The organism is Pusillimonas sp. NJUB218 (assembly GCF_003788685.1).
Taxonomy (GTDB): Bacteria; Pseudomonadota; Gammaproteobacteria; order Burkholderiales; family Burkholderiaceae_B; genus Neopusillimonas.
Genome location: NZ_NQMK01000001.1, coordinates 262744 through 284226 on the forward strand (window position 1 = coordinate 262744; position 21483 = coordinate 284226).

Here is a 21483-nt window from a genome sequence, read left to right on the forward strand (position 1 = left end):
TTCCGAGTCATCATATTAATCCATTCTGTCTTAGACAAGCCTGATATTTTATGTTTCGGGTCAAGCGGGCATTAATTTTTGTCTTGACCCGGCTGTTTTTCCCTATGAAGCCATACTTATTCATGCTTGACCCGGTATTTGACGTGGGGTTGTCCAGGTGCGACAGAGTTCAATTTAAACTATGTTTGTCCTAGACATTGGTGAAACAATAGTAATGTCTGCAACGTGCATGATGACGTTGAAGGCCAGACGCAGCGTGGTCAGGCCTTTGCTTCTTCTCTCTTTCAAAAGCTCAAATCAATGACACCTTCTTCCGATTTATTGACAACGCAATATCGTCAGGCGGACCGCATCATGTTGCCTGTGCTGTGGCTGTTGTTCGTGATGGCGCTGGGGCTCGCCCCTTGGTACGACACTTGGGGGATGGCCGTAGGGGTTGGCTTGCCATTAGCGGCCTTGCCAACGGCCTTCATTTTTCTCATGCCTGGTTCGCGCCTGACGCGCGTGGTGGTTGCGGCGGCTGTCATGATGTTCTGCGCGCTGCACATCCAACAGTCGCTGGGTGTTGCCGAGCTTCACTTTGGGATTTTTGTGCTGCTGGCCATTTTGCTTTGCTATCGCGACTGGCTGGTAATTGTCGTAGCTGCGGCGGTAATTGCTATTCACCACTTAAGCTTCAATTATTTTCAAGAGTTGGGCTTTGGTGTGTTGTGTTTTACCGAGCCTGGCTTTGGCCGCGTGATAGCCCATGCTGCGTATGTTGTGGCCGAATCGATCGCCTTGTGCATTATTGCGGTGTGGTTGCGTCGCGATGCCTTGCAGGCTGCCGAGTTGCGTCATATGGTCGACCGGCTGGCTCAGGGTGGCCAAGGTATCGATCTGACGTTGCCTGCCGAAAAGCCACAAAGTCCGGCAGCAGGAGCGCTTTGGGCGGCGTTGTCTTCAGTGGCCGGTGCCGTCGGTCAGGTGCGTACCGGGGCAATATCCATTCATGGCGCCGTCGATGCCATTGCCTCCGGTAACCGCGATGTACAAGCCGGTGCGCATTTACAGGCCCAAGCGGTCGAGCAGGCCGTGGCGACTATTCAGTCTATTGGCGACACGGTCAAGCACGATCGCCAGCAGGCGCTAGAAGCAGAAAAGAAGGTCGATCACGTCATGGCCCTGGCCGAGCAGGGTAGTGATGCAATGCAAGCGTCCGTTAAAACGATGCAAGGCATCAGTCAAACATCGGCAAAAATTGCCGACATCACATCAGTCATCGACAGCATTGCTTTCCAGACAAATATTCTGGCCTTGAATGCTGCAGTTGAGGCTGCGCGGGCAGGCCCGGAAGGTAGGGGGTTTGCCGTGGTAGCCGGCGAGGTACGCAGTCTGGCCCAACGTAGCGCCGACGCTGCCCGAGAAATTCGAGGGCTTATCGAAGCGTCGGTCAATCAGGTGTCCGAGGGGACAACGCGTATCGAAAGCACGGGTAATGTCATGAGCGATTTGTCTGAAGGCATCGTCAATGTTGCAAAAACCTTCAAAGAAATCATGGACGCAAACGAGGCCCAGGGCCAACGTATTCTTGAAGTGGGTCAGGCCATCGGGCAAATCAACGGCATTGTTCACGAGAACATGGCGTTGGTCGGTAAAACCGATCTATCGGTCAGGCGTCTGGAACACGAGTCGGACATGCTTGCCGAGGTGATGGCCGTGTTTACGGTTGATGCACGTGATGCGCAGCGTGCCGACGCCTACGGTCAGGAGGCTCAGCCAGGGGCGCTGACAGGCGGGCTTAGCCGATTGGCGTTACAGTAAAGCCTTGTATTCAACGTAACGCTAATGCCATGTCCAGCACATATTCCACCTCGTCGTCGGCGCCCGTTAAAGCGGGCGACGCCGATGCGCATTTGACTGAAACTACCCTTCAAAGTACCACGGTATACGAAGGAAGCTTCCTGAAGGCGCGTCGTGATGTGGTCAGGCTGCCTAATGGCAATACCGCTAGTCGCGAATACATCATTCACCCCGGCGCGGTAGTCATTATTCCGCTGCTCGAAGACGATCAGGTCTTGCTTGAAAGGCAATATCGTTATCCAGTGGGCAAAGTCATGACCGAGTTCCCCGCCGGCAAGCTCGACCCTCACGAAACCCCTTTAGCGTGCGCTCAGCGTGAGCTGCTTGAAGAAACGGGCTACACCGCCGGGCAATGGGCTTATGCCGGGGCGCTTGACCTGGCGATTGCCTACTCAACCGAGGTCATTCATATCTTTTTCGCCAAAGATTTGCGCCCCGGTCAGGCACAGTTAGATCACGACGAATTTCTTGAAGTGAAAATCGCGCGGGTCGATGATGTGCTTGCTGCGTGCGGCGCCGGTGGCATCACCGACGCCAAAACACTGACTTGCATGTTGTGGCTGCAAAACGTACGTAACGGGGCCTGGACGCTGGATTGGCAGCCTGCCTAGTTATTCGGCTCGATGCGATAGCCTGCGTTTAAGTTCGGCAATGGCGCTGTCGATGGTTGTAAGCACCGGCAAGTCTGTTGCGGCTGCTATGGCAGGCGCGCTTCGGGCCAGGCTGAATTGAGCCAATGCAATAGCCTCGCAACCCTCGGCGGCTAGTTTCTTCGCCGCTGTCACAGCGGCCGCATCGTGAGTCTTAACGTCCCCACGGTTCAATGCGTCAAGGGCGCCTTCAGCTAGCCCAGGTACCAGATCAATATGCTTTGGGAACTCGGCGGGCATACTTTGGAGTGTTGGCCCGAATGACGCAAGCAAGCCGACCTTTCGGTAGTGCGCCGCCGCTTGTGCGATCATGGCTTCGTTCGGCTTAAGCACCGGAATAGTCGGGTGTTGTTTCACCACGCCCTCAATGCAGGTTCCGAACGCCGAGCAGGTAAACAGTATCGCGTCTGCCCCCGTAGACACAGCGTAATCACCCAACGTAAGAAAGCGTTTGTGCATGGCCGGGTCGGCAATGCCGTTGTTGCGTGCCAGGTCGCTCGACAAACTGTCGTCTAGCAGGTTCATGATTGTGGCTTCGGGCCAAGCGTATTCGAAGGCGACGTTTACCGGCGAAACCGAGTGCGAAAGGGCGTGAATCAATGCAATTCGTGTCATGGCAATAAGCGTTGTTATTGAGTGAGCGGGAGAGTGGCTTGGTGCGCTTTGATCAATTTGGGCAGAACAGCCTTTGCGCCTTCGACGAAATGGTCGATCGTCAGGGTGACAAGCGTTTCAAGGTCAGTTTCAAGCGGAACATTGAAGATCCAGGTGCGTTGGCCGTAGTAGAAAATGCGGGCGTTGATTGACCAGACCAATTCGATTTCTTCGGTAAGCAGAGGGACGGAATCGACCGTAGGTAGCCCGAACTCGGCGCGCATTTCAATGGCCACGGGCTCGAGTACGCGGCTACGCAAAAACTCAAGGTATCTATGGTTGATGGTTTCGCCGCGCAAGCCCGAAAACATAAACAGCCTGACCCAGTCCCAGGTCAGGGCGGTCTTTGAATAGTCACAATACAGGCGGGTAAGCCGCTCTTTGATGGGGGCCGTGCGGTCGGCAATGATGACTTCCCAATAAGGGTTCCATCGCCCGACATAGACCTCTTGATATACGCGCTCGATAAGCGCTGCCTTTGTTGGAAAGTATTTGAAAATCAGTGACTGTGTGATGCCCAGACGGCGCGCCAGTTCGCGTGTGTCGCCATCGAACCCGACTTCGGCAAAAAAGGCGACTGCACCCTCGACGATTGCGCGTTCGCGCGCTTCGGCAGACATGCGCTTGCGGGGGGTGGGCTTGTCAATTGTCGGGGAGGGTAAAGACATAAATACTCTAGGTTGTCAGGCGAAATATGAGTTTTGAAGTAAGCGGGTGACGTTAAAAGGTTTTTAAGATAATCTGTATTTTAATGATCTATTGATCACTTGTCTTGTTGTGTCTCATCGTCATTTTCTTACTTGAACTTATGAACTATAAAACTTTTGGTCGGGGCGGCGACGCCTGGGTCACGCTGAGTCATCCTATTGGCTCAAGTCACGAGGTGTGGGGCGAGCAGGTTAAGGCGCTGGCTTCCACTTACAACGTATTGGTGTATGACGTCAGGGGGCATGGCGTCAACCCCGGTGCGACAGATAGTTTGCGGGCCCAGAATCTTGATGATCTCGTGGATGATGTGCTGGCGATTTGGCGGCAATTGGGTATCTCGAGCAGTCATTTCGTTGGTTTGTCGTTGGGTGGGTGCATTGGCGTCGGCTTGGCGTTGAGGGCGCCGGAACGTGTAAACAGCCTGATGGTCGTCAATTCTCGATTGCATATGGATGACGCCGCAAGGGCTATGTGGCAACAGCGTGCGGCGCTTGTCGAGCGTGAGGGTATGACGCCTGTTGTCAGGCCAACGCTTGAGCGTTGGTTCACATCGGAGTTTCTTGCGGCGCATACCGAAACCCTAGCATCGGTCGAGGCAACATTGCAGGGTACTTCAGCCTTGGCATTTGCAGACTGCGCAAGGGTTTTGGCGGGGCTTCAACTGCAGCCACGGCTATCGTCACTGACCATGCCGGTGCGTTTCGTAACGGGCGAGCAAGACACGGCCGTGGCCAGTCAGTTTGTTGCCGATTACGCGGCTGTCAGTGCTGGGTTTGAGCTCATACGCATGCGCGGGCCTCATCTGCTCAATATCGAGAATCCCGTCGGGTTTAATCACTGCATGCTGGATTTCATCGAAACCATCGAGTGTCAATCGTAAAGATTTCGGGAAAATACCTATACGATATTGATCATCCGATCACTAGAATTGATCAAACGATCAATAGCGGGGTGTGATTGGACGTATGGGAGCACATGTAATGAATACGGAATCCGATTTGGCCGGTTTCGATCCTAAAGATCTGAGACGTGCATTCGGGCGTTTTGGTACCGGGGTAACGGTGATGACTACAGCAGGGCCGGACGGTCGCATGGTGGGTATCACCGCCAACTCGTTCAATACGGTCTCGCTCGAACCTCCTATCGTCTTGTGGAGCCTTTCCTTACGTTCACCGAATCTGAATAACTTCAAACGGGCCGGTCGCTTTGTCGTCAATGTGCTGGCGATAGATCAGGTGCGGTTGTCCGACCAGTTCGCCCGCCCGGCTGAGGACAAGTTTGCAGGCGTCGCCTATCGACTAAACGAGCAGGGGCAACCCGTGCTCGAAGGGTGTGTCGCAACGTTGGAGTGCGTCATTATTGACGCGCGCACCGTCGGTGATCACGAGTTGTTTTTGGGGCAAGTCGAGCGCTATGCGTACGAGGCGACATCACCACTGTTGTATTGCGGTGGCGCGTATGCCCAGGCGCAGGCGCTGACCCGACTGGACGCAACGAATTAAACATTTTTTCCGGCGTGTCCGGTAATGGCAACGCCAACTCAAGGCGAGGAATCGAATGAAACTAGGTATGTTTATGATGCCCCTGCACCCGCCGGGGCGTAATCCGACAGAAACGTTGGCAGAAGATCGCGAGGCCGTCTTACTGGCCGATCGCCTGGGGTATACAGAAGCTTACGTTGGTGAGCACGTCACCGATGCGGCAGAGACCGTGACGTCTTCCATGATTTTTCTGGCTAGTCTGATTGCCGAAACATCGCAGATAAAACTGGGCACAGGCACAATCAATATGCCAAACACCCACCCCGCGGCGGTTGCGGCGCAGGCTGCAATGCTCGATCACATGTTGAAGGGGCGTTTCATTATGGGCATCAGCCCTGGCGGGTTGATGTCCGATGCCGAGGTTTTTGGCAACTACGGTGCCAACCGCAATGAGATGTTTGTCGAAAGCATAAACACGGTGTTGAAGATCTGGGAGTCCGAGCCGCCGTACGATATTCAGGGTAAATACTGGAACGTCTCCGTTGCCAAAACAATGATTCCTGAGATCGGTCAAGGCTTCATCTTGAAACCTTTTCAGAAACCTCATCCGCTGATTGTCGGTACGGCCGTCGCGCCTTTTTCGCAGGGCGTGACAGAAATGGCAAAGCGGGGGTGGCAACCTATTTCGGCCAATTTTTTGATGCCTGAATGGGTCAAGACGCATTGGCCAAAATACGTGGAGGGTCGCGAGGCAACAGGTGCCGTCGCACAACCCGATGAATGGCGTGTTGCAAAAAGCATATTTGTGGCTGACGACGAGAAGACGGCACAACGTTACGGCTTGTCGTCCGAAGGGCCCTATCACTTTTATTTCAAGCAATTGGTTCGCAAGCTGGTGACGGCCGGGGGGCGAGGCAACTTGTTCAAGACTGATCAAAGTATGCCGGATGCGGATGTGACGCCGGAGTATGTCACCAAACGTCTGGTTATCGCGGGCACTGTCGATTCGGTCGTCGAACAGTTATTGGCCTTTCGCGATCAGGTCGGAGACTTCGGTACGCTGCTATACGCATGCCACGACTGGCAGGATACTGCCTTGGGCAAACGGTCTATGCAGCTTATGGCCGAAGAGGTCATGCCGCGACTGAACGCGGCAATCGGGAAGGGGTAAAGCACTGCAGGTCACACGTGTGAAGGTGCTTTGTCGTTGTTGTAGTCAAGTGGTTATATAAATAAAACGGAGACATCATGAAATTGAGACTGTCCGGCATTGCCGCCATTGGTTTACTCAGCTTTTCCATGAGCGCGTCAGCGCAGCAAACTATCAACCTCACCATCGCATCCTCGCATCCGACCACATTCCCGCCCGTCGGCATGATGCAGAATTTCTTTAAGCCCGAAGTCGATCGGCTATTAAAAGAGGGGGGCAACAAATACCAAATCCGCTGGAAGGAAGCCTATGGCGGCACCTTGTACAAGTTGACCGACACCATGGAAGCGGTGCGTGATGGTATTACTGATATTGGTTATGTAGGCACCCTGTGGGAAGCCGACACAATGCCCTTGTCCAATCTGACATTTTTCACACCGTTTTCTACCGACGATATGACGATGCAGGCCACGCTCATGGACAAGCTGGTGCGCGAGAATGCCGCCGTACGCAAAGAGTGGGAAGGCAACAATGTGAAGTATCTTGGTCCGATCGTGACTGAATCTTATGACCTCTGGACAACCAAGCCGGTGGGTTCTTTTGCTGACTTGAATGGACGTCGAATCAACGCCCCCGGCAGCGCAGCGCGCTGGCTCCAGGGGACAGGCGCTGTCGCCGTAGATGGCGGCTTCCCGACCTATTACACCAATATTCAGACCGGCGTAACCGAAGGCGCCGTGTCATATTTCACCGGGATTCAAAGTGTGCGGGTCTACGAGGTTGCAAAGCACGTCACCGAGGTGGGCATTGGTTCCATGTTCCTGGGGGGCGTAGGGATGTCACTCGATCGTTTCAACAAGCTGCCTAAAGAAGTGCAAGAGGCGTTGTCGGCAGCCGGCAAAGCCTACGGCGATAAACTCATTGAAGAGAATAAAAAGCGTAATGCCGAGGCTCGTAAGTTGATGACTGATGATGGCTCAACGATTGTCAAGATGGCCCCTGAGGAGCGGCAGAAATGGGTCGATGCGATGCCCAATATCGCCAAAGAATGGGCTGCCGACCTGAAAGCCAAAGGTATAGATGCTGACAAAGTGTTGGCCAACTACATGGACGCATTACGTGCCTCGGGGCAAAAGCCTGCGCGTAACTGGGATCAGTAATTTAATGTGTTGATTGGCGGTATACCGGGGGTGTGTTTGACATCCCCGGGTGTGCCGCCTGGGTGCTATGGCATGGATAACAGTAAAAAGAACATAGACCAGCTCGGGCACCACGAGGTGTTGCCTTGGGTGGCTAGCCCGTTGGGTCGGTTTTTTGATGGCATGAGTGCGTTGGGTTCTGTCTGGATCGCCGCCGTGATGTTTCTGGTTTGTGCCGATGTGGTGGCAAGGTCCTTTTTTAACCACCCGATACCCGCCGTCGCAGAAATGGCAGGCTATGCCGTTGTGGGCATTGTTTTTCTGCAATTGCCTGCGGCGTTTTTGCGCAATCGCATGACGCGTTCAGACCTGGTCATGCATTGGTTGAACCGGCATGTGCGCTGGTTGGGCCTCGTGTTGCAAGTGTTGTTTGGCTTGTTCTCGGTGGCAATTTTTGCCTTATTGGCCAAGGTAGGCTGGGCGGCCACCTTGGTCGCAATCGACAAAGGTGAAAAAGCCGGTGTTGAAGGCGTTTTTTCTTTCGCGTCCTGGCCTTTGAAGGCGCTAATTACGGGTGGTTCGATCTGCTCGATTATTGCTTTGCTTGCCATGTTGTTGGCCTTGTTCTGCCGCACCAATCGCTTTGTAGCCGGGGATAAAAATTGACTGAACTGCACATTGGCCTGCTGTTAATCGCCGGCATGGTGGTCTTTGTCGCCATTGGGATGGAAATCGGTGTTGCATTACTGGGATTGTCTTTTGTTGGTGTTTGGCTGGTTCGGGACAACTGGGACGTCGCGGAGCGTTTGCTGGCGATGGCGGCCTACAGTGGCATACAAGATTATTTATTTGCCACCATCCCTCTGTTTGTCTTGATGGGTATGCTGGTGGCGGTGTCGGGTATAGGCAAAGACACCTTTGCCGTGGCTGAGTGGGCCTTGCGACGGGTTTTGGGCGGTCTGGGTATGGCTACCGTCATGGCCAACACCATTTTCGCGGCGGTAACCGGAATCAGTATTGCGTCGGCTGCTGTATTTACGCGTGTCGCCGTCCCCGAAATGCTCAAGTATGGATACACGCCTCAATTTGCCGTAGGCACGGTTGCCGGCTCTTCAATTTTAGGTATGTTGATACCGCCAAGCTTGTTGATGATTATCTATGGGGTTGTGGCCGAACAGTCCATTGGAAAAATGTTCATCGCAGGTGTTGTCCCCGGTATCTTGATGGCCGTTGCGTTCTGCTTAACTATCCTGATTCTTGCGAAGTTTTTTCCGCGTTTTACCTTTGCAAAAGGGCGCGACGCGTCAGCAAGTGTCAAGGCCCTGCAGAATGCAATGACGGGGGCGGAGGCCGCGCGATTGATTTTCCCGGTGATTCTGTTGGTGGTGCTGGTGCTCGGCGGCTTGTATGCGGGCATATTTACGCCCACTGAGGCCGGTGGCGTGGGGGCATTTTTTGCGTTGGCTATTGCGTTGGCGCGTGGCAGACTCGGCCTGAAGAGTTTCTGGCGAATTCTTGTTGAAACCGGGCTAGTGTCAGTCAGTATTCTGTTCCTGATTATCGCCGCCAATATGTACAGCCGCATGTTGACCATGGCGGGTGTGCCCGACGCAGTTGCCGGCCTCTTGGGAGCACTGGGTCCCGAAGGTTTTTTGCTGGCCTACATTGTCGTGATTATCTTGCTGGGTATGATTCTTGATTCCAGCTCGATCATTCTTATTGTGGTTCCTATCGCTGTGCCCATCGCAAGGGTCCTGGGCTTCGACCTGATCCATTTTGGGATTGTCACCTTGATTGCTGTCGAAATTGGCTTATTGACGCCACCTTTGGGGCTGTCGGCCTTCGCCGTCAAGTCATCCCTGAATGACCCGCGCGTCCCCCTAGGCACGGTCTTTTATGGTGCGATGCCATTTGTGGTCGCCATGCTGGCTGTGATGGCCGTGATCGTTGCTTTTCCGGCATTGGTGACGTCGGTAGTGCAAGGTAGTTAGCGCCGGCTGTTGCACCCCGTCATGGTGCCGAATACACCGTCGCGCCGTACCAGTTTGTGGTGCAGGGCGGCCGCGATGTGTGCAATAACCAAGGCAATAAACAGCCACGCCACTATGCCGTGAATTTCGCGCAGCAGCCCGTAAGTCTTGAGCCCTTCGGGTACTAAGGCAGGTAGCACCGTACCCCAAGGCAACACCACGGGGTTGCCTGCGGCGCTTTGCATGGCCCAGCCCGACAGCGGCATAGCCAGCATGGCGCCGTACAGTAAAACATGGGCGCCTTTGGCGCCGGCTTTTTGCAAGGCTGACAAGTCTTCAGGCAAGTCCGGCGTTGGCAGGCGTAGGCGCAAAATCAAACGAAGCACCACCAATACCAAGGCAGTCAGCCCCAGTAGCTTGTGAATTTGCAGTGCGGTGTTTTGCCAAGGGGCCAGGCTGTCGACCATCGACACGCCTAAAAATAGCAACGACAAAATAATGATGGCCATGGCCCAGTGCATCAAGCGCATGGCGAGCGGGTAAACAAGTGGCGTATTCATTTAATTCGATTCCAGCAAGGTTTCGCGGGCGCGGCGACGGTACGACTCGGCATAGGCGGCGCTGCGGGCGCGCAAGATCGGGTCGCCCGAAGGCGCGATGCCGCGGGGCAACACCAGCGGGTCGAAGTTGATGGCATTGCAATTGCCGGTGGATTGGTCTTCGGCGCGGGTAATATTGATGGTGCCGGCCGTAATCTGCTTGCGCTCGCCAGCCCAAGGAATAGCCCCGTTATCAATGACATCGGAATCGTTGGCGAATGTGAATACCAGGTCGTATTGCACGGGCCCGTTTTGCAGCCTTTTTATCAGCTCTTCTTGCAATGCATTCGGGTTGTCGCGGTCAAGCGTTGTTTCTGTGTTGGTAGAGCGCGGCACCGCGGCCCAGCGTACGGCATGCTGTTTACCGTTGCGGTCGACCAGGTAGAACGCATTAATCCCGTGAAACTGCTCTGATGCAAAGCTGGCGGTAGGTGTGTACGTCTTTTGCCATGCCAGGAAGGCTGCGCTCTCGGGGTGCGCCTGGAAGAACGCCATGATCTTGTTGCGGTCCGGCTTGCCGGTGGCGGGGTCAGGTTGCAAAGACTGCAATTGCTCAAAAAAATCGACGGGGTTGCCGACTGCAAGCACTGGCGGCGTATTCATCGCGGTACGCCACTGCTCGCCGTTGGCCTGTGCAAGGCTGAGCGCCAGGCTGCGCACAGGGGATGCGAGATCAGGAGCCGTGGGATTGCCGCCGCCAATCGAGTAGCGACCGGTAAAAGGCGTGCTGCCTTGTTCAAACAACTGAGCTGCCGAGTACGTCGCCAGATTTCCGTTCGAGACGAATTCGCCCGAAATGCACAGGCCCTTGGCGTGTGCGCGACGGAAGCCCGCGTGAGGCTTTGCCCCTTGTTGCAAGTTGACAAAGTCAGGCGCGTTAAGTGTGTCGCGCCCGAAAATGCCGCCGGCCCAGGAAAAGGCCAGTGCCAAGCCAGCGGCGATCAAGCCGACGGCGAGCGTGCCTTTAATGTGAGAGTTCATGGTGAGAAAGAAAGATTTGTTTTGTGATGATATTCAGTTCAATGAACCCGCATGTTGCAGATCCAAGTCGTCTGTTTACCCAGAATCTTCATTAGAACCATGGACGCCTGACAGGTTGCTGATTTTCCTCTATTTGCCGCAATAAAACCGGGTCATAAGCAGAATGCATAAGCCATGTCGAGAATTGCACGCCATATAGGGAGTTGCGTGAATTGCAAAGCGGCGCCGATGTCGGTAATGTAAGGAACCCGTATTTCAGTGTACTGAACCGCGGTCTATAACGAATCGAAAACGACGGAGACTACTCGTATGGTTAATTTCAACCTGAACGGCGCGCCCGTGTCGGCAGATGTAGCAGACGACACCCCCCTTTTATGGGTTCTGCGCGAGCAATTTGAGCTCACTGGCACAAAGTTTGGCTGTGGTATGGCGCAATGCGGCGCCTGTACGGTACACATCGATGGCGAACCCATGCGGTCCTGTGTCATGCCGGTCGCGGCGGTCAAGGGTAAAAACATCACAACCATCGAAGGTTTCATGCAAACCGATGCGGGCAAAGCGCTTGAAAAGGCCTGGATCGACGAGCAGGTCGCCCAGTGCGGCTATTGTCAGTCGGGTCAAATCATGTCGGCCGCTGGCGTGCTTAAAAAGGCAAAGGGACCACTGTCTCGCGAGGAAGTCCTGACCGAAATGTCAGGCAACCTTTGCCGCTGCGGTACCTATAACCAAGTCGCTGCTGCAGTCATCAACGCCCAGAAAGCTTTGTCATAAGGGGGAACGACATGACTATTCAATCTATTTCGCGTCGTTCATTCCTCGTGGGCAGTGGTTCGGCCGCTGTCGGTATCATGCTTGGGGGCGGTAGCCTTAGCGCGCTGGCTCAAGCGGCACAAGACGCCAACAAATCCGGTGGCTTCAGCCCGGTGGCGTGGGTCAGTATTGCACCCGACAACAGCACACTTATTTACTCGCCAGGCTCCGAAATGGGGCAGGGCACGATGACTTCCATTCCCGCCATTTTGGCCGAAGACATGGAGCTCGACTGGTCGACCGTACGGGTCGAAAAATCGCCCAGCATTGCCAAGCTGTTCGGTAACCCTAAGTTCGGCGGCGGTATGGTTACCGGCTCGTCGCGCACCGTGGTGGGCTACTACGACGTCATGCGTTTGGCCGGCCTGCAAGCCAAACTGGCTTTGGTCAACGTCGCAGCGCAGGTATGGGGTGTACCGGCCGATCAAATCGTGGCCGAGAAAAGCGTTCTTAAGCATGCGGCCAGTAACCGTCAAATGACGTACGGCGAAGCCGCCGCGCAGGTTAAGGGCGACATCGAAGCGCCCAAGGTCGATAAGGCCATGCTTAAGCCGATGTCTCAATTCAAAATCATCGGTACCGATCTGCCTCGCGTCGATCTACCGGCCAAGTCTAACGGTACGGCGCAATACGGTATCGATTTCCGCTTGCCCGACATGGTCTGGGCATCGGTCTTGTACACACCGGTTCAGGGCGAAAAGCCGGAAACCGTAGACGACAAGGCGGCTTTGGCCGTTAAGGGCGTCAAACAAGTCGTCATGCTGCCTTATGGTGTGGCAGTGGTGGCCGACTCGTTCGCTACGGCGCGTAAAGCTCGCAATCTGCTCAAGGTAACGTGGTCCGACACATCACCTGCTCGCAAGTACGACAGCGCAACAGCGCTTAAAGAGTTCGTCGCCCGTGCCGAGCAAGTTGCTGACGCCGGCGACGTATGGCACAAAGAAGGCGATGCCGCGGCCGTACTCAAAGGTGCCGCCCGTACTTTTGCTGCGACCTACACGACCGACCACGTGGCCCAGTGCACCATGGAGCCCATGAACTGTACGGCGCGCGTCGATGGCGAAAAAATCGAGTTCTGGGTCCCCGCACAGGCGGCCAGTATTGTGACGGGTACAGCTGCCGCTGTTGGTAAATTCAAGCCCGAAAACATTACCGTTAATGTCACCCTGTTGGGCGGCGGTTATGGCCGTCGCGTCGAGGCCGATTACGCGGTTGACGCTTTGCTTGTGGCCAAGGCCATGCCGGGTGTGCCGGTGCACGTCATCTGGACACGCGAAGACGACTTCCAGCGTTCACGCGGCCGTCCGCTAACCGCACAGCACTTGGTGGCCGGGCTCGATGCGCAGGGCAAGGTTGTGGGTTTGCATCACCGCGTGGTCTCCGAAGGCATTTACGCGCGCGTCAATCCTAAAGCGTATCAATCGGCGGGCAACAAAGACGCTCCCGTCATGGAAGCGGCCGACAGCATCTACGAGATTCCTGGACAATTGGTCGAACATTGCCTTGAAAAGCGTGGCATCGATGTGTCATTTTGGCGTGCCGTAGGGGCGGGCTACACCAAGTTTGCCCTCGAGTCGTTGCTGGATGAAATTGCCGAAAGCACGAAAAAAGACCCGTTAGAACTGCGTCTTGAGCTTCTGCAGAACAAGCCGCGTGCTCAGGCTGTGCTTAAAGAAGTTGCCGCTATGGCCGGCTGGGGCAAGCCCCGTGCCGAAGGTCGTGCGTTGGGTCTGGCCTTCTCTGATGCCTGGACAACCAATATTGCCATGATCGCCGAAGTGTCCATGAAAGACGGCCGTCCTCATATTCACCAGCTATGGGCTGCTGTCGATTGTGGTCATGCCATTTCGCCGCGCAATATTCGCAGTCAGGTCGAAGGCGCTGCTGTTTTCGGGATTTCGGCCATGATGGACGAGCGTCTGGTCTACAAGGGCGGTCAGGTACAGGAAACTAACTTCGACAAGTATCAGTTGTTGCGCGCCAATAAAACGCCACCTATCGAGGTCAAGGTTATCCCAACCGACAACCCGCCCGGCGGGATGGGTGAAGTGGGCTTGCCCCCTGTAGCCCCTGCGGTGGCTGCAGCGGTGTTCAAGCTAACCGGCAAGCGCGTTCGCGAGCTACCGTTCCCCAAAACTATTTAATCAGCCTTAGCGTTCTGCTTGATCTCATCGCGTGTTCAAGCAGTTTATACGGCCCCGAAAGGGGCCGTTTTTTGTTGGTGCAGGCGATTTGTCGGAAGCTTCTTAGGGCGATTGTCTAACCTTAGCGGTCGATCAGCACACTACCTGATTGCGCCCTTGTTTTTTGGCTTGATAAAGTGCGGCGTCGGCGCTTGAGTACGCTTGCTCAAAGGGCGTGCCGGGTGTGTTCCAGCTGATGCCAAAGCTTGCGGTTACGGGGTGCTCTGGCAAACAGTCAAAGGCCTGATTGGCCACATTGGCCCGTATGCGTTCTGCGATTTGGGCAGCAGATTGCAACGACATGTTTGGCAGCAATATGGTGAACTCTTCTCCGCCAACACGGCCAATGTTACCCATGTCGCCCAGCACAGCGCGTAGCCGTTCGACCAGCTCTCGAATGACGGCGTCGCCGACAGGGTGGCCGTAGGTATCGTTGATACGCTTAAAAAAATCGATATCCAGCATTATCAGCGAGAGCGGCGCTTGCGTCAGGTAACGCCGGGCCAGATCAAAGACCGCCCCACGGTTCAGGCTACCTGTCAGTGTGTCGTGTCGTGCTTTGTACTCCAGTTCGGCGCTTAATTGCTGCAGCTTTGTGTTGACGGTATTGAGCTCTGCTTCGGTACGATCACCATGCCGAATCAACCGATGGGTTTCCCGCATCAGTCTGTGATAGTGCGCGGTCAGGTCTTCCAGTGCTTCGCGTAACTGAGCACAGCTCGACCCGCAAGCCAGTGCCGCGTTGGCCCGCGCAAGCGCGGCCATTTCGGCCTCAAACAATGCCTTGTCCACAGTCAGCCTTGCAACGCGTGGTCTCTAAAGGTCAGGCTATCGAAATCTTCGCACAACTCCTGGCCAAACTCATAAATAGTGTCATCGTCTTCGTCGTGGTACCAGTTCAGCAGTACTGGCGTGCCGCTCGCCGCCAGTTCATTTAACGCATCAAAGAGCGAAAACAGCATTTTTGTACTTGAGCTGTTGAAGTAGGTCAGCGCAACGTCGACGATGACCGGGGCGCGGCTGTCATTCTGGTCAATGAATGCTTTGACGTTCCCAATCAATTCGCCCCAGAACAGGGCGGCATTCTCGGGGTACGCCTCGCCTTTGATGCACAGAACCCGTTCGTCGAACTTAAAGTCGATTTCTGGCGTACTGGCTGTGGCGGCAGTGAAAATATTGTTCATGGTCTTTACAGATAAGGGCAGCAAGGTAAAAGGCGCAGGGCTTGCATGCGTCAGATCGTCGCTTTAAGGCAGAAAAACTTGTTTTGGCTACCCTCAATGGGGACGAAGTCAAATTCCAGTGGTTCGCTTGCGTCGCGTGCGACGGTTAGCAGGCCCAGCCCGGCGCCTTTGCTGTCCTCAGCGGTCTCGGCGCGCAGGCTTTCCTTGTACTCGCGCTTGATATCGTCAATGGTCAAGCCGCGAAGGTGTGCCAGTTTGCCTTGCAATTGCCCGGCTACGTTGGCGTCGACAGGGTTTGCGCAATGCAGGTAGTAGCGCCCTGCTGCTGCCGAGATGCAGATCGAGCCGTGCCTGATCTCATTATTGAAGTGCTCACCGTTGCGCGTGTTGTAGGCGTCGACCGAGTAGTGAATGATGTTTTGTGTCATTTCAATGAACGACGAGAACAGCTTGCGTCGCGTCGTGTTGGCCGCGCCAACGTGTTCGGTGCGCAGTTTTACCGCGTCGGCCACGGCGGCAATAATGGTTTGCGAAAAATAGCCTTCGTAATAGAAGATGATTTCGCGTGCTTCGGCGCACTGGCAAAACAGACGCCAGTGCAAGCTATGGTTCTTCGTGGTGGGTAACGCTTGGGCGTTCATCATGGTTGATTGCTTGGAAAACGAAAGCCGAAAAGTGTGAGGTCGTCGCGACGCAATTGGGCACCCTGATAGCTGCGTAGCTCTTTCATCAGTATGTCGAAAAGTGCTGTCAGGTCTTGCGATCGATGTTTTTGCAGCGCTTGCCGTAGGCGTCGTTTACCGAATGCAATATTTTTCGGGCCGCCAATCTGGTCAATCAGGCCATCGGTGCACGCAAATAAAAGGGTGCCAGGCCGCAGTAAAGTGGTGTGGTTCGTCCAGTTGGCGTCGGCGGGTGTGTCGGGGTAACCCAGGCCGCGGCGTTCGCCGTCAACGGCAACCACATCGTCCTGGTCTGCAGCCAACACAAACAACGGCATTTTGGCGTGGGCGCTGGTTAACGTATTAAGACTGGCATCAAACCACATAAAGATGGCGTCCATACCGTCATTCGACGCGGTCTCGGCGCTGCCTGGTGCATGTTGGCCCAGCGCTTGCTTCATTCCCTTGCTGACCTCCGACATCAGGAACGCCGGATTTTGCGGTCCATGTTGGTTTAGTGCGTGTCGCAGCGAAGACGACGCGATCAGTGTAAGGAAGGCGCCCGGTACACCGTGCCCCGTGCAGTCGGCCAGCGCGGCGAACCAGCCGTTGGCAAACATTTCAAAGTGGTAGAAGTCGCCGCCCACAACGTCGCGAGGCTCCCAGACAATCGCAACATCTTGCTGCGTGGCCTGCATGGCATTCAACGACTCGCCCAGCATGGCGCGTTGAATCGTGCTGGCATAGTCAATGCTTTGCATGACTTGCCGGTTTTTTTCGATTTGAAGCTCGACCAGTGCATGCATCAGGTCAAGGCCGACGCCTATGCCGGCAAACCGATTGCCTTCTATAAACATGAACCCGTCGGCTAGCGTCTTGTCGCCGGAGGCGACCGCTTTGGCCGCCAGCGTTTCTATGGGTGTGTCAATGTCCACGATCAGGGGTGACTTGTCCATAAACGCAATGCAGCTTTTCTTTTCGTATAGCTCGCGGTAGTAGGGCTTGGACATCTGCGACATGAAGATGTTGCGGCTGATCAGGCCAATCGGCTGGTCATCCTCAAGCACAGGCAAGCTGACCAAGTCGCGATGTTCGCCCAGAATGTGCAGCACATCGGCGTTGGTCATGTCAGACGTGATGGTTGGGACGTCGATGGCAAGCCGCCGGGCAGTCGCGCGATGATTCGCTAGAGGTACCGCCGAGTGGGTGCTGAATTTGGATGTCACTGTCGCCGTCTCTGTACGCATGCATTACGTAAACAACGTAGCGTCGAATTTGTGTTGACTCGACGCTACTGCGTGAATGATAGACGCGGCATATGACGGCGGCGTGACAAGGTTAAGAACAGTGTCAGGACCGCAGCACGAGGTGGTGATCGGGGAGTTAAGGTACCGATCAAGCCGCCGTCATTTGTTGTGCTGATTATTGTTGCAGACGTTTTACTCGACGATGGCTTCAAGCGCGATGTCGAGAGTGACTTCGTCACCCACGGCGGGCGCATATTTGCCTGCACCAAAGTCGCTGCGCTTGATGACTGTCGTCGCGTTTGCGCCCACGGCTTCTTTTTTCAGCATGGGGTGAGGGCCATTGAAGAACGACGTGACCGTCAAGGTGACGGGCTTGGTGATGCCCTTGATGGTCAGGTCACCTTCGATGCTGACAGGTTTGTCGCCTTCAAAGACGACTTTGTTCGATTTGAATGTAGCGGTGGGAAACTTGGCTGTGTCAAGGAAGTCGGCGCCCTGGATGTGGCCGTCAAAGGCTTCGAAACCGGTGTCGATGCTGGTGGTGTCAATGGTGACATCGACCTTGGCGTCTTTAGCTGCCTTGTCCAGTACAACCGTGCCAGTAGTTTTGTTAAAGCGCAAAATTTGCTTCGACATGCCCATGTGGTTGTAAGAAAACCGTGGGAATGTGTGGCTGGAGTCAATGACGTAAGTTTGCGGTGCGGCCAAGGCCTGGCCAGCAAAGATGGTGGCAAACGCGGCGGCAATCAGGGTTTTTTTCATGATGATTCCTTGGAGAGGTGCAGGTTGATGGATAACGTTGGAGACGCTGTGCGTATTAACTTATAAAAAGGTTGCGGCGCGGTGACAATCCGCAAAGTGGCTATGGCGTAGTCACAATATGGAACTTGACCTGAATGTCGTTGGCCACAATGCTGAAGTCAGCCCATTCGCCTTCGCCGATTTTGAAGTCACCCCGCTTGAACGTAAATTGGCCTTCAAACTCGCCCTTGCCGTCTTTTTCGGTAAAGGTGACAGGTACGGCGATATCCTGGGAGTGACCTTTAATTGATAAGGTGCCAGCCACTTCAAACTGGTTATTGCCCAGGGCCTTGACCGAACTTGATGTAAAGGTCGCCAACGGGTGGGCCGCCAAGTTCAGCCATTCGGCCTTTTCCAGTTCTGTATTGGCTTCGGCATAGCCGGCATCAACACTGGCCAGCTTGATATCAAGCGTTACTTTGGCCGCCTCGGGTTTGGCAGGGTCGAACTGCAGTTCTTTGGCCGAAATTTCGCCAAAGCTGCCATCCATCTTGACGTTCATCTGGCTGTAGCCAAACGTGATGTGGCTGGCCGCCGGATCAAGGGTTGTGTAGGTGGCGGCCGTTGCCGGGGCGACGGTGCCAAAGCTCATTGCAAATGCCAGCGCAAGGGCAGGTAAGGTTGTCAGTTTCATCTTGGTTCCTCTGGTATGGGTTTGTTTTCACATGCGTTCATCACGCCTGACCTGTGGCCTTGGCGGTATGTCACGTACGAACGTTCTATGCTTTTGCGTCAAAGCTCGGCAGCATGCGGGACAGCAGGCCGTCTTTTTTGATGTGTTGGTGGTAAAGCGCGGCAACAACGTGGCCAATTACCGAGGCCAGTAGGGTGTAGTTCAGTACGACATGCACGGTTTGAAGCACATCGCCCAGCGCTTTGTCTTTGGGTATCAGGTCGGGCAGGGGCACGACGCCAAACCACACCACTGGGAACCCCTGCGCAGAGCTCATTAACCAGCCGCTAAGAGGGATAAGCAGCATAAGTACGTACAGCAGCAGATGCCCGGCATGGGCGGCCAGCTTGGCAAGGGGGCCTGTCGATGCCGGGAGTTCGGGAGGTTGGTGCGACAGGCGCCACGCCACGCGAACGACGATGAGGGCAAACAGCGTCATACCGGCCCATTTGTGCCACGAATACAGCTTGAGCTTGTTGGGCGACAGTGGCAGGTCTTCCATGTAGAAACCCAGCGCAAACGTACCCACCAGGCCCAGAGCGACGAGCCAGTGCAAGAAAATTGCTGTGCGGGAGTAGCGTTGCTTCATCTTGGTTCCGAAAACAAAGTTGGTCTGATGCCCGGGTAGAAAGGTTCCCATGGGCATTAAGCATTTCATTGTATTGAAAACAAAAATGGATAAAAATGGGCTTTAATGGTTTTAATATTCCCAAAAACGGGACAATAGCCCAAGCTGATGACCATGAACCTGTACGCAAACGACCTGATTCTGTTCGCACACATCGTCGACGCCGGCAGTTTTACGCGTGCGTCTGACCTGACGGGTTTGCCCAAATCCACCTTGTCGCGGCGGTTGGCAGAGCTGGAAAACGTGTTTGGTGAGCGCCTGATGCAGCGCAGTACCCGACGTCTGGTGCTGACCGAATTTGGCGAGCGCATGCTCGAGTACGCACGTCGTCTGGTCGATGATACCGAAGCAGCGACCGCGCTGGCTTTGCATCGGCAGGTGACGCCGCAGGGCATTTTGCGCGTCTCTTTTCCCCCCGAATATCACGAACTGTCTTTGGTGCAGATTTTGTCAGCATTCTCGCGCCGTCACCCCGACGTCCGGCTCGACATCGACTTGTCTTCACGTCGTGTCGATTTGGTCGCCGAGCGCTTCGATGTTGCGGTGCGTGTTGCCGCTCAGTTACCTGACGACAACGCGCTGGTCGCGCGGCGCATTATCACCTTGCACAACGGCTTGTACGCGTCGCCGGCGTATTTGGCGCTGCACGGTACGCCCCAAAACCCATCGCAGCTTCAAGGCCACACCGGGCTCGTTCTGGTCACCAGCGCCGGAGACCAGCAAATATGGCGTTTGAGCCGCAGCAACACCGACCACTGGGAAGGCTTGCCTTTGCGCACGTTGTCTGCCAATTCGGTGGGCCTGCAGCAGGCCTTGGCCGTTCAGGGACTGGGTATTGTTGGCTTGTCCGAAAGCTTCGCCCGCCCGCATGTCGATCGCGGCGAACTGTTGCGGGTATTGCCGCAATGGCATTTGCCGAAAATGAATGTGTGGTGCGTGACCCCGGGACGAAAACTGCTGCCCCAGCGAACCCTGGCCTTTATAGAAACGCTTAAAGAAGTGTTGGGGTAGGGGCAGGTGTGTTGGGTCTTTGTGCCGTGCAGCCAGGGCATACAATGGCGTCTTGTCGTTTAGCCAGTTGCTGCATATTTCATGGATACCGTAATGAGTGAATTGCCCCCTTGCCCCCGATGCCAATCGGTGTATACCTACGAAGACGGGCTTGTCTATGTATGCCCCGAGTGCGCACACGAATGGAGCCCGCAGGACACAGCGACCGAGGTCTCGCAAGACAAGGTATATCGCGACGCAGCCGGTAACGTGCTGGTCGATGGCGACACGGTAACCGTAGTCAAAGACCTGAAACTCAAAGGGTCCGGCGGTGTGATTAAGGTGGGTACCAAGGTCAAGAACATCCGTTTGGTTGACGGCGATCATGATATTGACTGCAAGATCGACGGGTTCGGTGCCATGCAATTGAAATCCGAGTTTGTCAGGAAAGTACTGTAATTACAGGGTGTGAAGATGGTTTCATTGCAAGAACAGTTTTTGAAGGCCGGTCTGGTTGACCAGAAAAAAATAAAAAAAGTCCATCAGGACAAAAGTCAGCAGAAGAAGGTCGCTCGTCGTACCGGTGAGCCGCTTGTCGACGAAGCCCGACAGGCTGCGCTTGACGAGCTGCAAAAACAGCGCGATGCCGTGCGTGAGCTCAATGCAAAACGCGATGCAGAAGCCAGGGCAAGGGCCATTCAGGCTCAGATTGTGCAGATGGTGCAACAAAGTCGCCAGGGCACGGGTGGTGGTGAGATTGCCTACAACTTTACGTTTGGAACGAAGATCGAGCGCATCTATGTGTCTGCGACCGTGCGGTCGCAGTTGGCAGCAGGCCAACTGGTGATCATTCGATTGGGGGACGCTACCGAACTAGTACCTAAGGTTGTGGCCGATAAAATTGCCGAGCGTGATCCGTCAGTTGTCGTTCGCGTGAAAAAGCCAGAGGCCAGACTCGACGAGGATGACCCCTATGCCGATTACAAAATTCCTGATGATTTGATGTGGTGATCTGTGAGCCTGACGATCAGAGCGCAGGCTTTTCTGGGCAAGGCGGCCGACCTCATCGACGTCCAGCACTCGCGCATTCTTAAACCAGTGAGTTTTTCGCCGATTCAATAAAAGAACACG

Annotated in this window: 24 protein-coding genes; 13 read left to right on the forward strand and 11 right to left on the reverse strand. The window is 55.0% G+C overall.

From position 1 onward, the window contains the following. Positions 1–300: 300 nt before the first annotated feature. Together CHR62_RS01205 and CHR62_RS01210 are read left to right on the forward strand one after the other, a co-directional pair. On the forward strand, positions 301–1803 hold the full coding sequence (locus CHR62_RS01205) for a methyl-accepting chemotaxis protein (protein WP_123659743.1): 1503 nt from the start codon (positions 301–303) through the stop codon (positions 1801–1803). 29 nt (positions 1804–1832) lie between these two features. Beyond that, positions 1833–2453 (forward strand): NUDIX domain-containing protein, encoded by a 621-nt coding sequence (locus tag CHR62_RS01210; RefSeq protein ID WP_123659744.1) that lies wholly within the window; start codon positions 1833–1835, stop codon positions 2451–2453. Here CHR62_RS01210 and CHR62_RS01215 read toward each other — a convergent pair whose 3' ends face one another. Beyond that, on the reverse strand, positions 2454–3107 hold the full coding sequence (locus tag CHR62_RS01215) for an aspartate/glutamate racemase family protein (RefSeq protein ID WP_123659745.1): 654 nt from the start codon (positions 3105–3107) through the stop codon (positions 2454–2456). It lies immediately after the preceding gene. A 14-nt stretch (positions 3108–3121) separates the two neighbouring features. Further along, positions 3122–3814, reverse strand: a complete 693-nt coding sequence (locus CHR62_RS01220; RefSeq protein ID WP_123659746.1) for a TetR/AcrR family transcriptional regulator — start codon at positions 3812–3814, stop codon at positions 3122–3124. A gap of 140 nt (positions 3815–3954) precedes the next feature. On the opposite strand from CHR62_RS01220, the gene CHR62_RS01225 reads away from it, so the two are divergent. The 6 genes from CHR62_RS01225 (at position 3955) to CHR62_RS01250 (ending at position 9615) form a co-directional block, all read left to right on the forward strand. Beyond that, on the forward strand, positions 3955–4734 hold the full coding sequence (locus tag CHR62_RS01225) for an alpha/beta fold hydrolase (protein ID WP_123659747.1): 780 nt from the start codon (positions 3955–3957) through the stop codon (positions 4732–4734). Positions 4735–4834: 100 nt separating this feature from the next. Then, positions 4835–5356 carry a flavin reductase family protein gene (locus tag CHR62_RS01230; RefSeq protein ID WP_233574786.1) on the forward strand — a complete coding sequence of 174 codons (522 nt, stop codon included), beginning with the start codon at positions 4835–4837 and terminating at the stop codon, positions 5354–5356. Positions 5357–5411: 55 nt separating this feature from the next. Next, entirely contained in the window at positions 5412–6506 is a 1095-nt protein-coding gene (locus tag CHR62_RS01235; protein WP_123659749.1) for an LLM class flavin-dependent oxidoreductase, read from the forward strand. A 77-nt stretch (positions 6507–6583) separates the two neighbouring features. Next, a complete protein-coding gene (locus tag CHR62_RS01240) occupies positions 6584–7645 on the forward strand; it encodes a C4-dicarboxylate TRAP transporter substrate-binding protein (RefSeq protein ID WP_199722873.1) in 1062 nt (353 codons plus the stop codon). Between the two features lie 72 nt (positions 7646–7717). Then, entirely contained in the window at positions 7718–8290 is a 573-nt protein-coding gene (locus tag CHR62_RS01245; protein WP_123659750.1) for a TRAP transporter small permease subunit, read from the forward strand. Further along, positions 8287–9615 (forward strand): TRAP transporter large permease, encoded by a 1329-nt coding sequence (locus CHR62_RS01250; protein ID WP_123659751.1) that lies wholly within the window; start codon positions 8287–8289, stop codon positions 9613–9615. Before CHR62_RS01245 ends, CHR62_RS01250 begins: the two co-directional genes overlap by 4 nt. Here CHR62_RS01250 and CHR62_RS01255 read toward each other — a convergent pair. Beyond that, positions 9612–10154 carry a cytochrome b gene (locus tag CHR62_RS01255; RefSeq protein WP_123659752.1) on the reverse strand — a complete coding sequence of 181 codons (543 nt, stop codon included), beginning with the start codon at positions 10152–10154 and terminating at the stop codon, positions 9612–9614. The two genes, CHR62_RS01250 and CHR62_RS01255, sit on opposite strands and share 4 nt — an antisense overlap. After that, positions 10155–11174 carry a catalase family peroxidase gene (locus CHR62_RS01260; protein ID WP_123659753.1) on the reverse strand — a complete coding sequence of 340 codons (1020 nt, stop codon included), beginning with the start codon at positions 11172–11174 and terminating at the stop codon, positions 10155–10157. It lies immediately after the preceding gene. 309 nt (positions 11175–11483) lie between these two features. Here CHR62_RS01260 and CHR62_RS01265 point away from each other — a divergent pair, with 309 nt between their 5' ends. Both CHR62_RS01265 and CHR62_RS01270 read left to right on the forward strand, forming a co-directional pair. After that, on the forward strand, positions 11484–11945 hold the full coding sequence (locus CHR62_RS01265; protein ID WP_093969825.1) for a (2Fe-2S)-binding protein: 462 nt from the start codon (positions 11484–11486) through the stop codon (positions 11943–11945). An 11-nt stretch (positions 11946–11956) separates the two neighbouring features. Further along, entirely contained in the window at positions 11957–14128 is a 2172-nt protein-coding gene (locus tag CHR62_RS01270; RefSeq protein WP_123659754.1) for a molybdopterin cofactor-binding domain-containing protein, read from the forward strand. A gap of 132 nt (positions 14129–14260) precedes the next feature. On the opposite strand, the gene CHR62_RS01275 is transcribed toward CHR62_RS01270, so the two are convergent. From CHR62_RS01275 to CHR62_RS01305, 7 genes are all read right to left on the reverse strand, one after another. After that, complete coding sequence (locus CHR62_RS01275) at positions 14261–14932, reverse strand: GGDEF domain-containing protein (RefSeq protein WP_123659932.1); 672 nt, start codon at positions 14930–14932, stop codon at positions 14261–14263. Positions 14933–14961: 29 nt separating this feature from the next. After that, on the reverse strand, positions 14962–15351 hold the full coding sequence (locus CHR62_RS01280) for a DUF1987 domain-containing protein (protein WP_093969819.1): 390 nt from the start codon (positions 15349–15351) through the stop codon (positions 14962–14964). A 50-nt stretch (positions 15352–15401) separates the two neighbouring features. Then, positions 15402–15995: a SiaB family protein kinase gene (locus CHR62_RS01285; RefSeq protein WP_233574790.1), complete on the reverse strand. Its 594-nt coding sequence runs from the start codon at positions 15993–15995 to the stop codon at positions 15402–15404. Next, positions 15992–17239, reverse strand: a complete 1248-nt coding sequence (locus tag CHR62_RS01290; protein WP_255416169.1) for a SpoIIE family protein phosphatase — start codon at positions 17237–17239, stop codon at positions 15992–15994. The genes CHR62_RS01285 and CHR62_RS01290 overlap by 4 nt, the downstream gene beginning before the upstream one ends. A gap of 213 nt (positions 17240–17452) precedes the next feature. Continuing rightward, entirely contained in the window at positions 17453–18022 is a 570-nt protein-coding gene (locus CHR62_RS01295) for a YceI family protein (protein ID WP_123659755.1), read from the reverse strand. 100 nt (positions 18023–18122) lie between these two features. Then, on the reverse strand, positions 18123–18695 hold the full coding sequence (locus CHR62_RS01300; RefSeq protein WP_093969816.1) for a YceI family protein: 573 nt from the start codon (positions 18693–18695) through the stop codon (positions 18123–18125). Positions 18696–18780: 85 nt separating this feature from the next. Continuing rightward, positions 18781–19323 carry a cytochrome b gene (locus CHR62_RS01305; protein WP_123659756.1) on the reverse strand — a complete coding sequence of 181 codons (543 nt, stop codon included), beginning with the start codon at positions 19321–19323 and terminating at the stop codon, positions 18781–18783. A 153-nt stretch (positions 19324–19476) separates the two neighbouring features. On the opposite strand from CHR62_RS01305, the gene CHR62_RS01310 reads away from it, so the two are divergent. From CHR62_RS01310 to CHR62_RS01320, 3 genes are all read left to right on the forward strand, one after another. Beyond that, positions 19477–20373: a LysR family transcriptional regulator gene (locus CHR62_RS01310; protein WP_093969814.1), complete on the forward strand. Its 897-nt coding sequence runs from the start codon at positions 19477–19479 to the stop codon at positions 20371–20373. Between the two features lie 93 nt (positions 20374–20466). After that, complete coding sequence (locus tag CHR62_RS01315; RefSeq protein WP_123659757.1) at positions 20467–20811, forward strand: zinc ribbon domain-containing protein YjdM; 345 nt, start codon at positions 20467–20469, stop codon at positions 20809–20811. 15 nt (positions 20812–20826) lie between these two features. Beyond that, positions 20827–21363 carry a DUF2058 domain-containing protein gene (locus CHR62_RS01320; protein WP_123659758.1) on the forward strand — a complete coding sequence of 179 codons (537 nt, stop codon included), beginning with the start codon at positions 20827–20829 and terminating at the stop codon, positions 21361–21363. Positions 21364–21483: the final 120 nt, after the last annotated feature.

Excerpts from the sequence above, each read along its gene's own strand:
- CHR62_RS01205 (WP_123659743.1), top strand. The coding sequence starts at position 301 with ATGACACCTTCTTCCGATTTATTGACAACGCAATATCGTCAGGCGGAC.
- CHR62_RS01210 (WP_123659744.1), top strand. The coding sequence starts at position 1,833 with ATGTCCAGCACATATTCCACCTCGTCGTCGGCGCCCGTTAAAGCGGGC.
- CHR62_RS01215 (WP_123659745.1), bottom strand. The coding sequence starts at position 3,107 with ATGACACGAATTGCATTGATTCACGCCCTTTCGCACTCGGTTTCGCCG.
- CHR62_RS01220 (WP_123659746.1), bottom strand. The coding sequence starts at position 3,814 with ATGTCTTTACCCTCCCCGACAATTGACAAGCCCACCCCCCGCAAGCGC.
- CHR62_RS01225 (WP_123659747.1), top strand. The coding sequence starts at position 3,955 with ATGAACTATAAAACTTTTGGTCGGGGCGGCGACGCCTGGGTCACGCTG.
- CHR62_RS01230 (WP_233574786.1), top strand. The coding sequence starts at position 4,835 with ATGAATACGGAATCCGATTTGGCCGGTTTCGATCCTAAAGATCTGAGA.
- CHR62_RS01235 (WP_123659749.1), top strand. The coding sequence starts at position 5,412 with ATGAAACTAGGTATGTTTATGATGCCCCTGCACCCGCCGGGGCGTAAT.
- CHR62_RS01240 (WP_199722873.1), top strand. The coding sequence starts at position 6,584 with ATGAAATTGAGACTGTCCGGCATTGCCGCCATTGGTTTACTCAGCTTT.
- CHR62_RS01245 (WP_123659750.1), top strand. The coding sequence starts at position 7,718 with ATGGATAACAGTAAAAAGAACATAGACCAGCTCGGGCACCACGAGGTG.
- CHR62_RS01255 (WP_123659752.1), bottom strand. The coding sequence starts at position 10,154 with ATGAATACGCCACTTGTTTACCCGCTCGCCATGCGCTTGATGCACTGG.
- CHR62_RS01260 (WP_123659753.1), bottom strand. The coding sequence starts at position 11,174 with ATGAACTCTCACATTAAAGGCACGCTCGCCGTCGGCTTGATCGCCGCT.
- CHR62_RS01265 (WP_093969825.1), top strand. The coding sequence starts at position 11,484 with ATGGTTAATTTCAACCTGAACGGCGCGCCCGTGTCGGCAGATGTAGCA.
- CHR62_RS01270 (WP_123659754.1), top strand. The coding sequence starts at position 11,957 with ATGACTATTCAATCTATTTCGCGTCGTTCATTCCTCGTGGGCAGTGGT.
- CHR62_RS01275 (WP_123659932.1), bottom strand. The coding sequence starts at position 14,932 with ATGGCCGCGCTTGCGCGGGCCAACGCGGCACTGGCTTGCGGGTCGAGC.
- CHR62_RS01280 (WP_093969819.1), bottom strand. The coding sequence starts at position 15,351 with ATGAACAATATTTTCACTGCCGCCACAGCCAGTACGCCAGAAATCGAC.
- CHR62_RS01285 (WP_233574790.1), bottom strand. The coding sequence starts at position 15,995 with ATGATGAACGCCCAAGCGTTACCCACCACGAAGAACCATAGCTTGCAC.
- CHR62_RS01295 (WP_123659755.1), bottom strand. The coding sequence starts at position 18,022 with ATGAAAAAAACCCTGATTGCCGCCGCGTTTGCCACCATCTTTGCTGGC.
- CHR62_RS01300 (WP_093969816.1), bottom strand. The coding sequence starts at position 18,695 with ATGAAACTGACAACCTTACCTGCCCTTGCGCTGGCATTTGCAATGAGC.
- CHR62_RS01305 (WP_123659756.1), bottom strand. The coding sequence starts at position 19,323 with ATGAAGCAACGCTACTCCCGCACAGCAATTTTCTTGCACTGGCTCGTC.
- CHR62_RS01310 (WP_093969814.1), top strand. The coding sequence starts at position 19,477 with ATGAACCTGTACGCAAACGACCTGATTCTGTTCGCACACATCGTCGAC.
- CHR62_RS01315 (WP_123659757.1), top strand. The coding sequence starts at position 20,467 with ATGAGTGAATTGCCCCCTTGCCCCCGATGCCAATCGGTGTATACCTAC.
- CHR62_RS01320 (WP_123659758.1), top strand. The coding sequence starts at position 20,827 with ATGGTTTCATTGCAAGAACAGTTTTTGAAGGCCGGTCTGGTTGACCAG.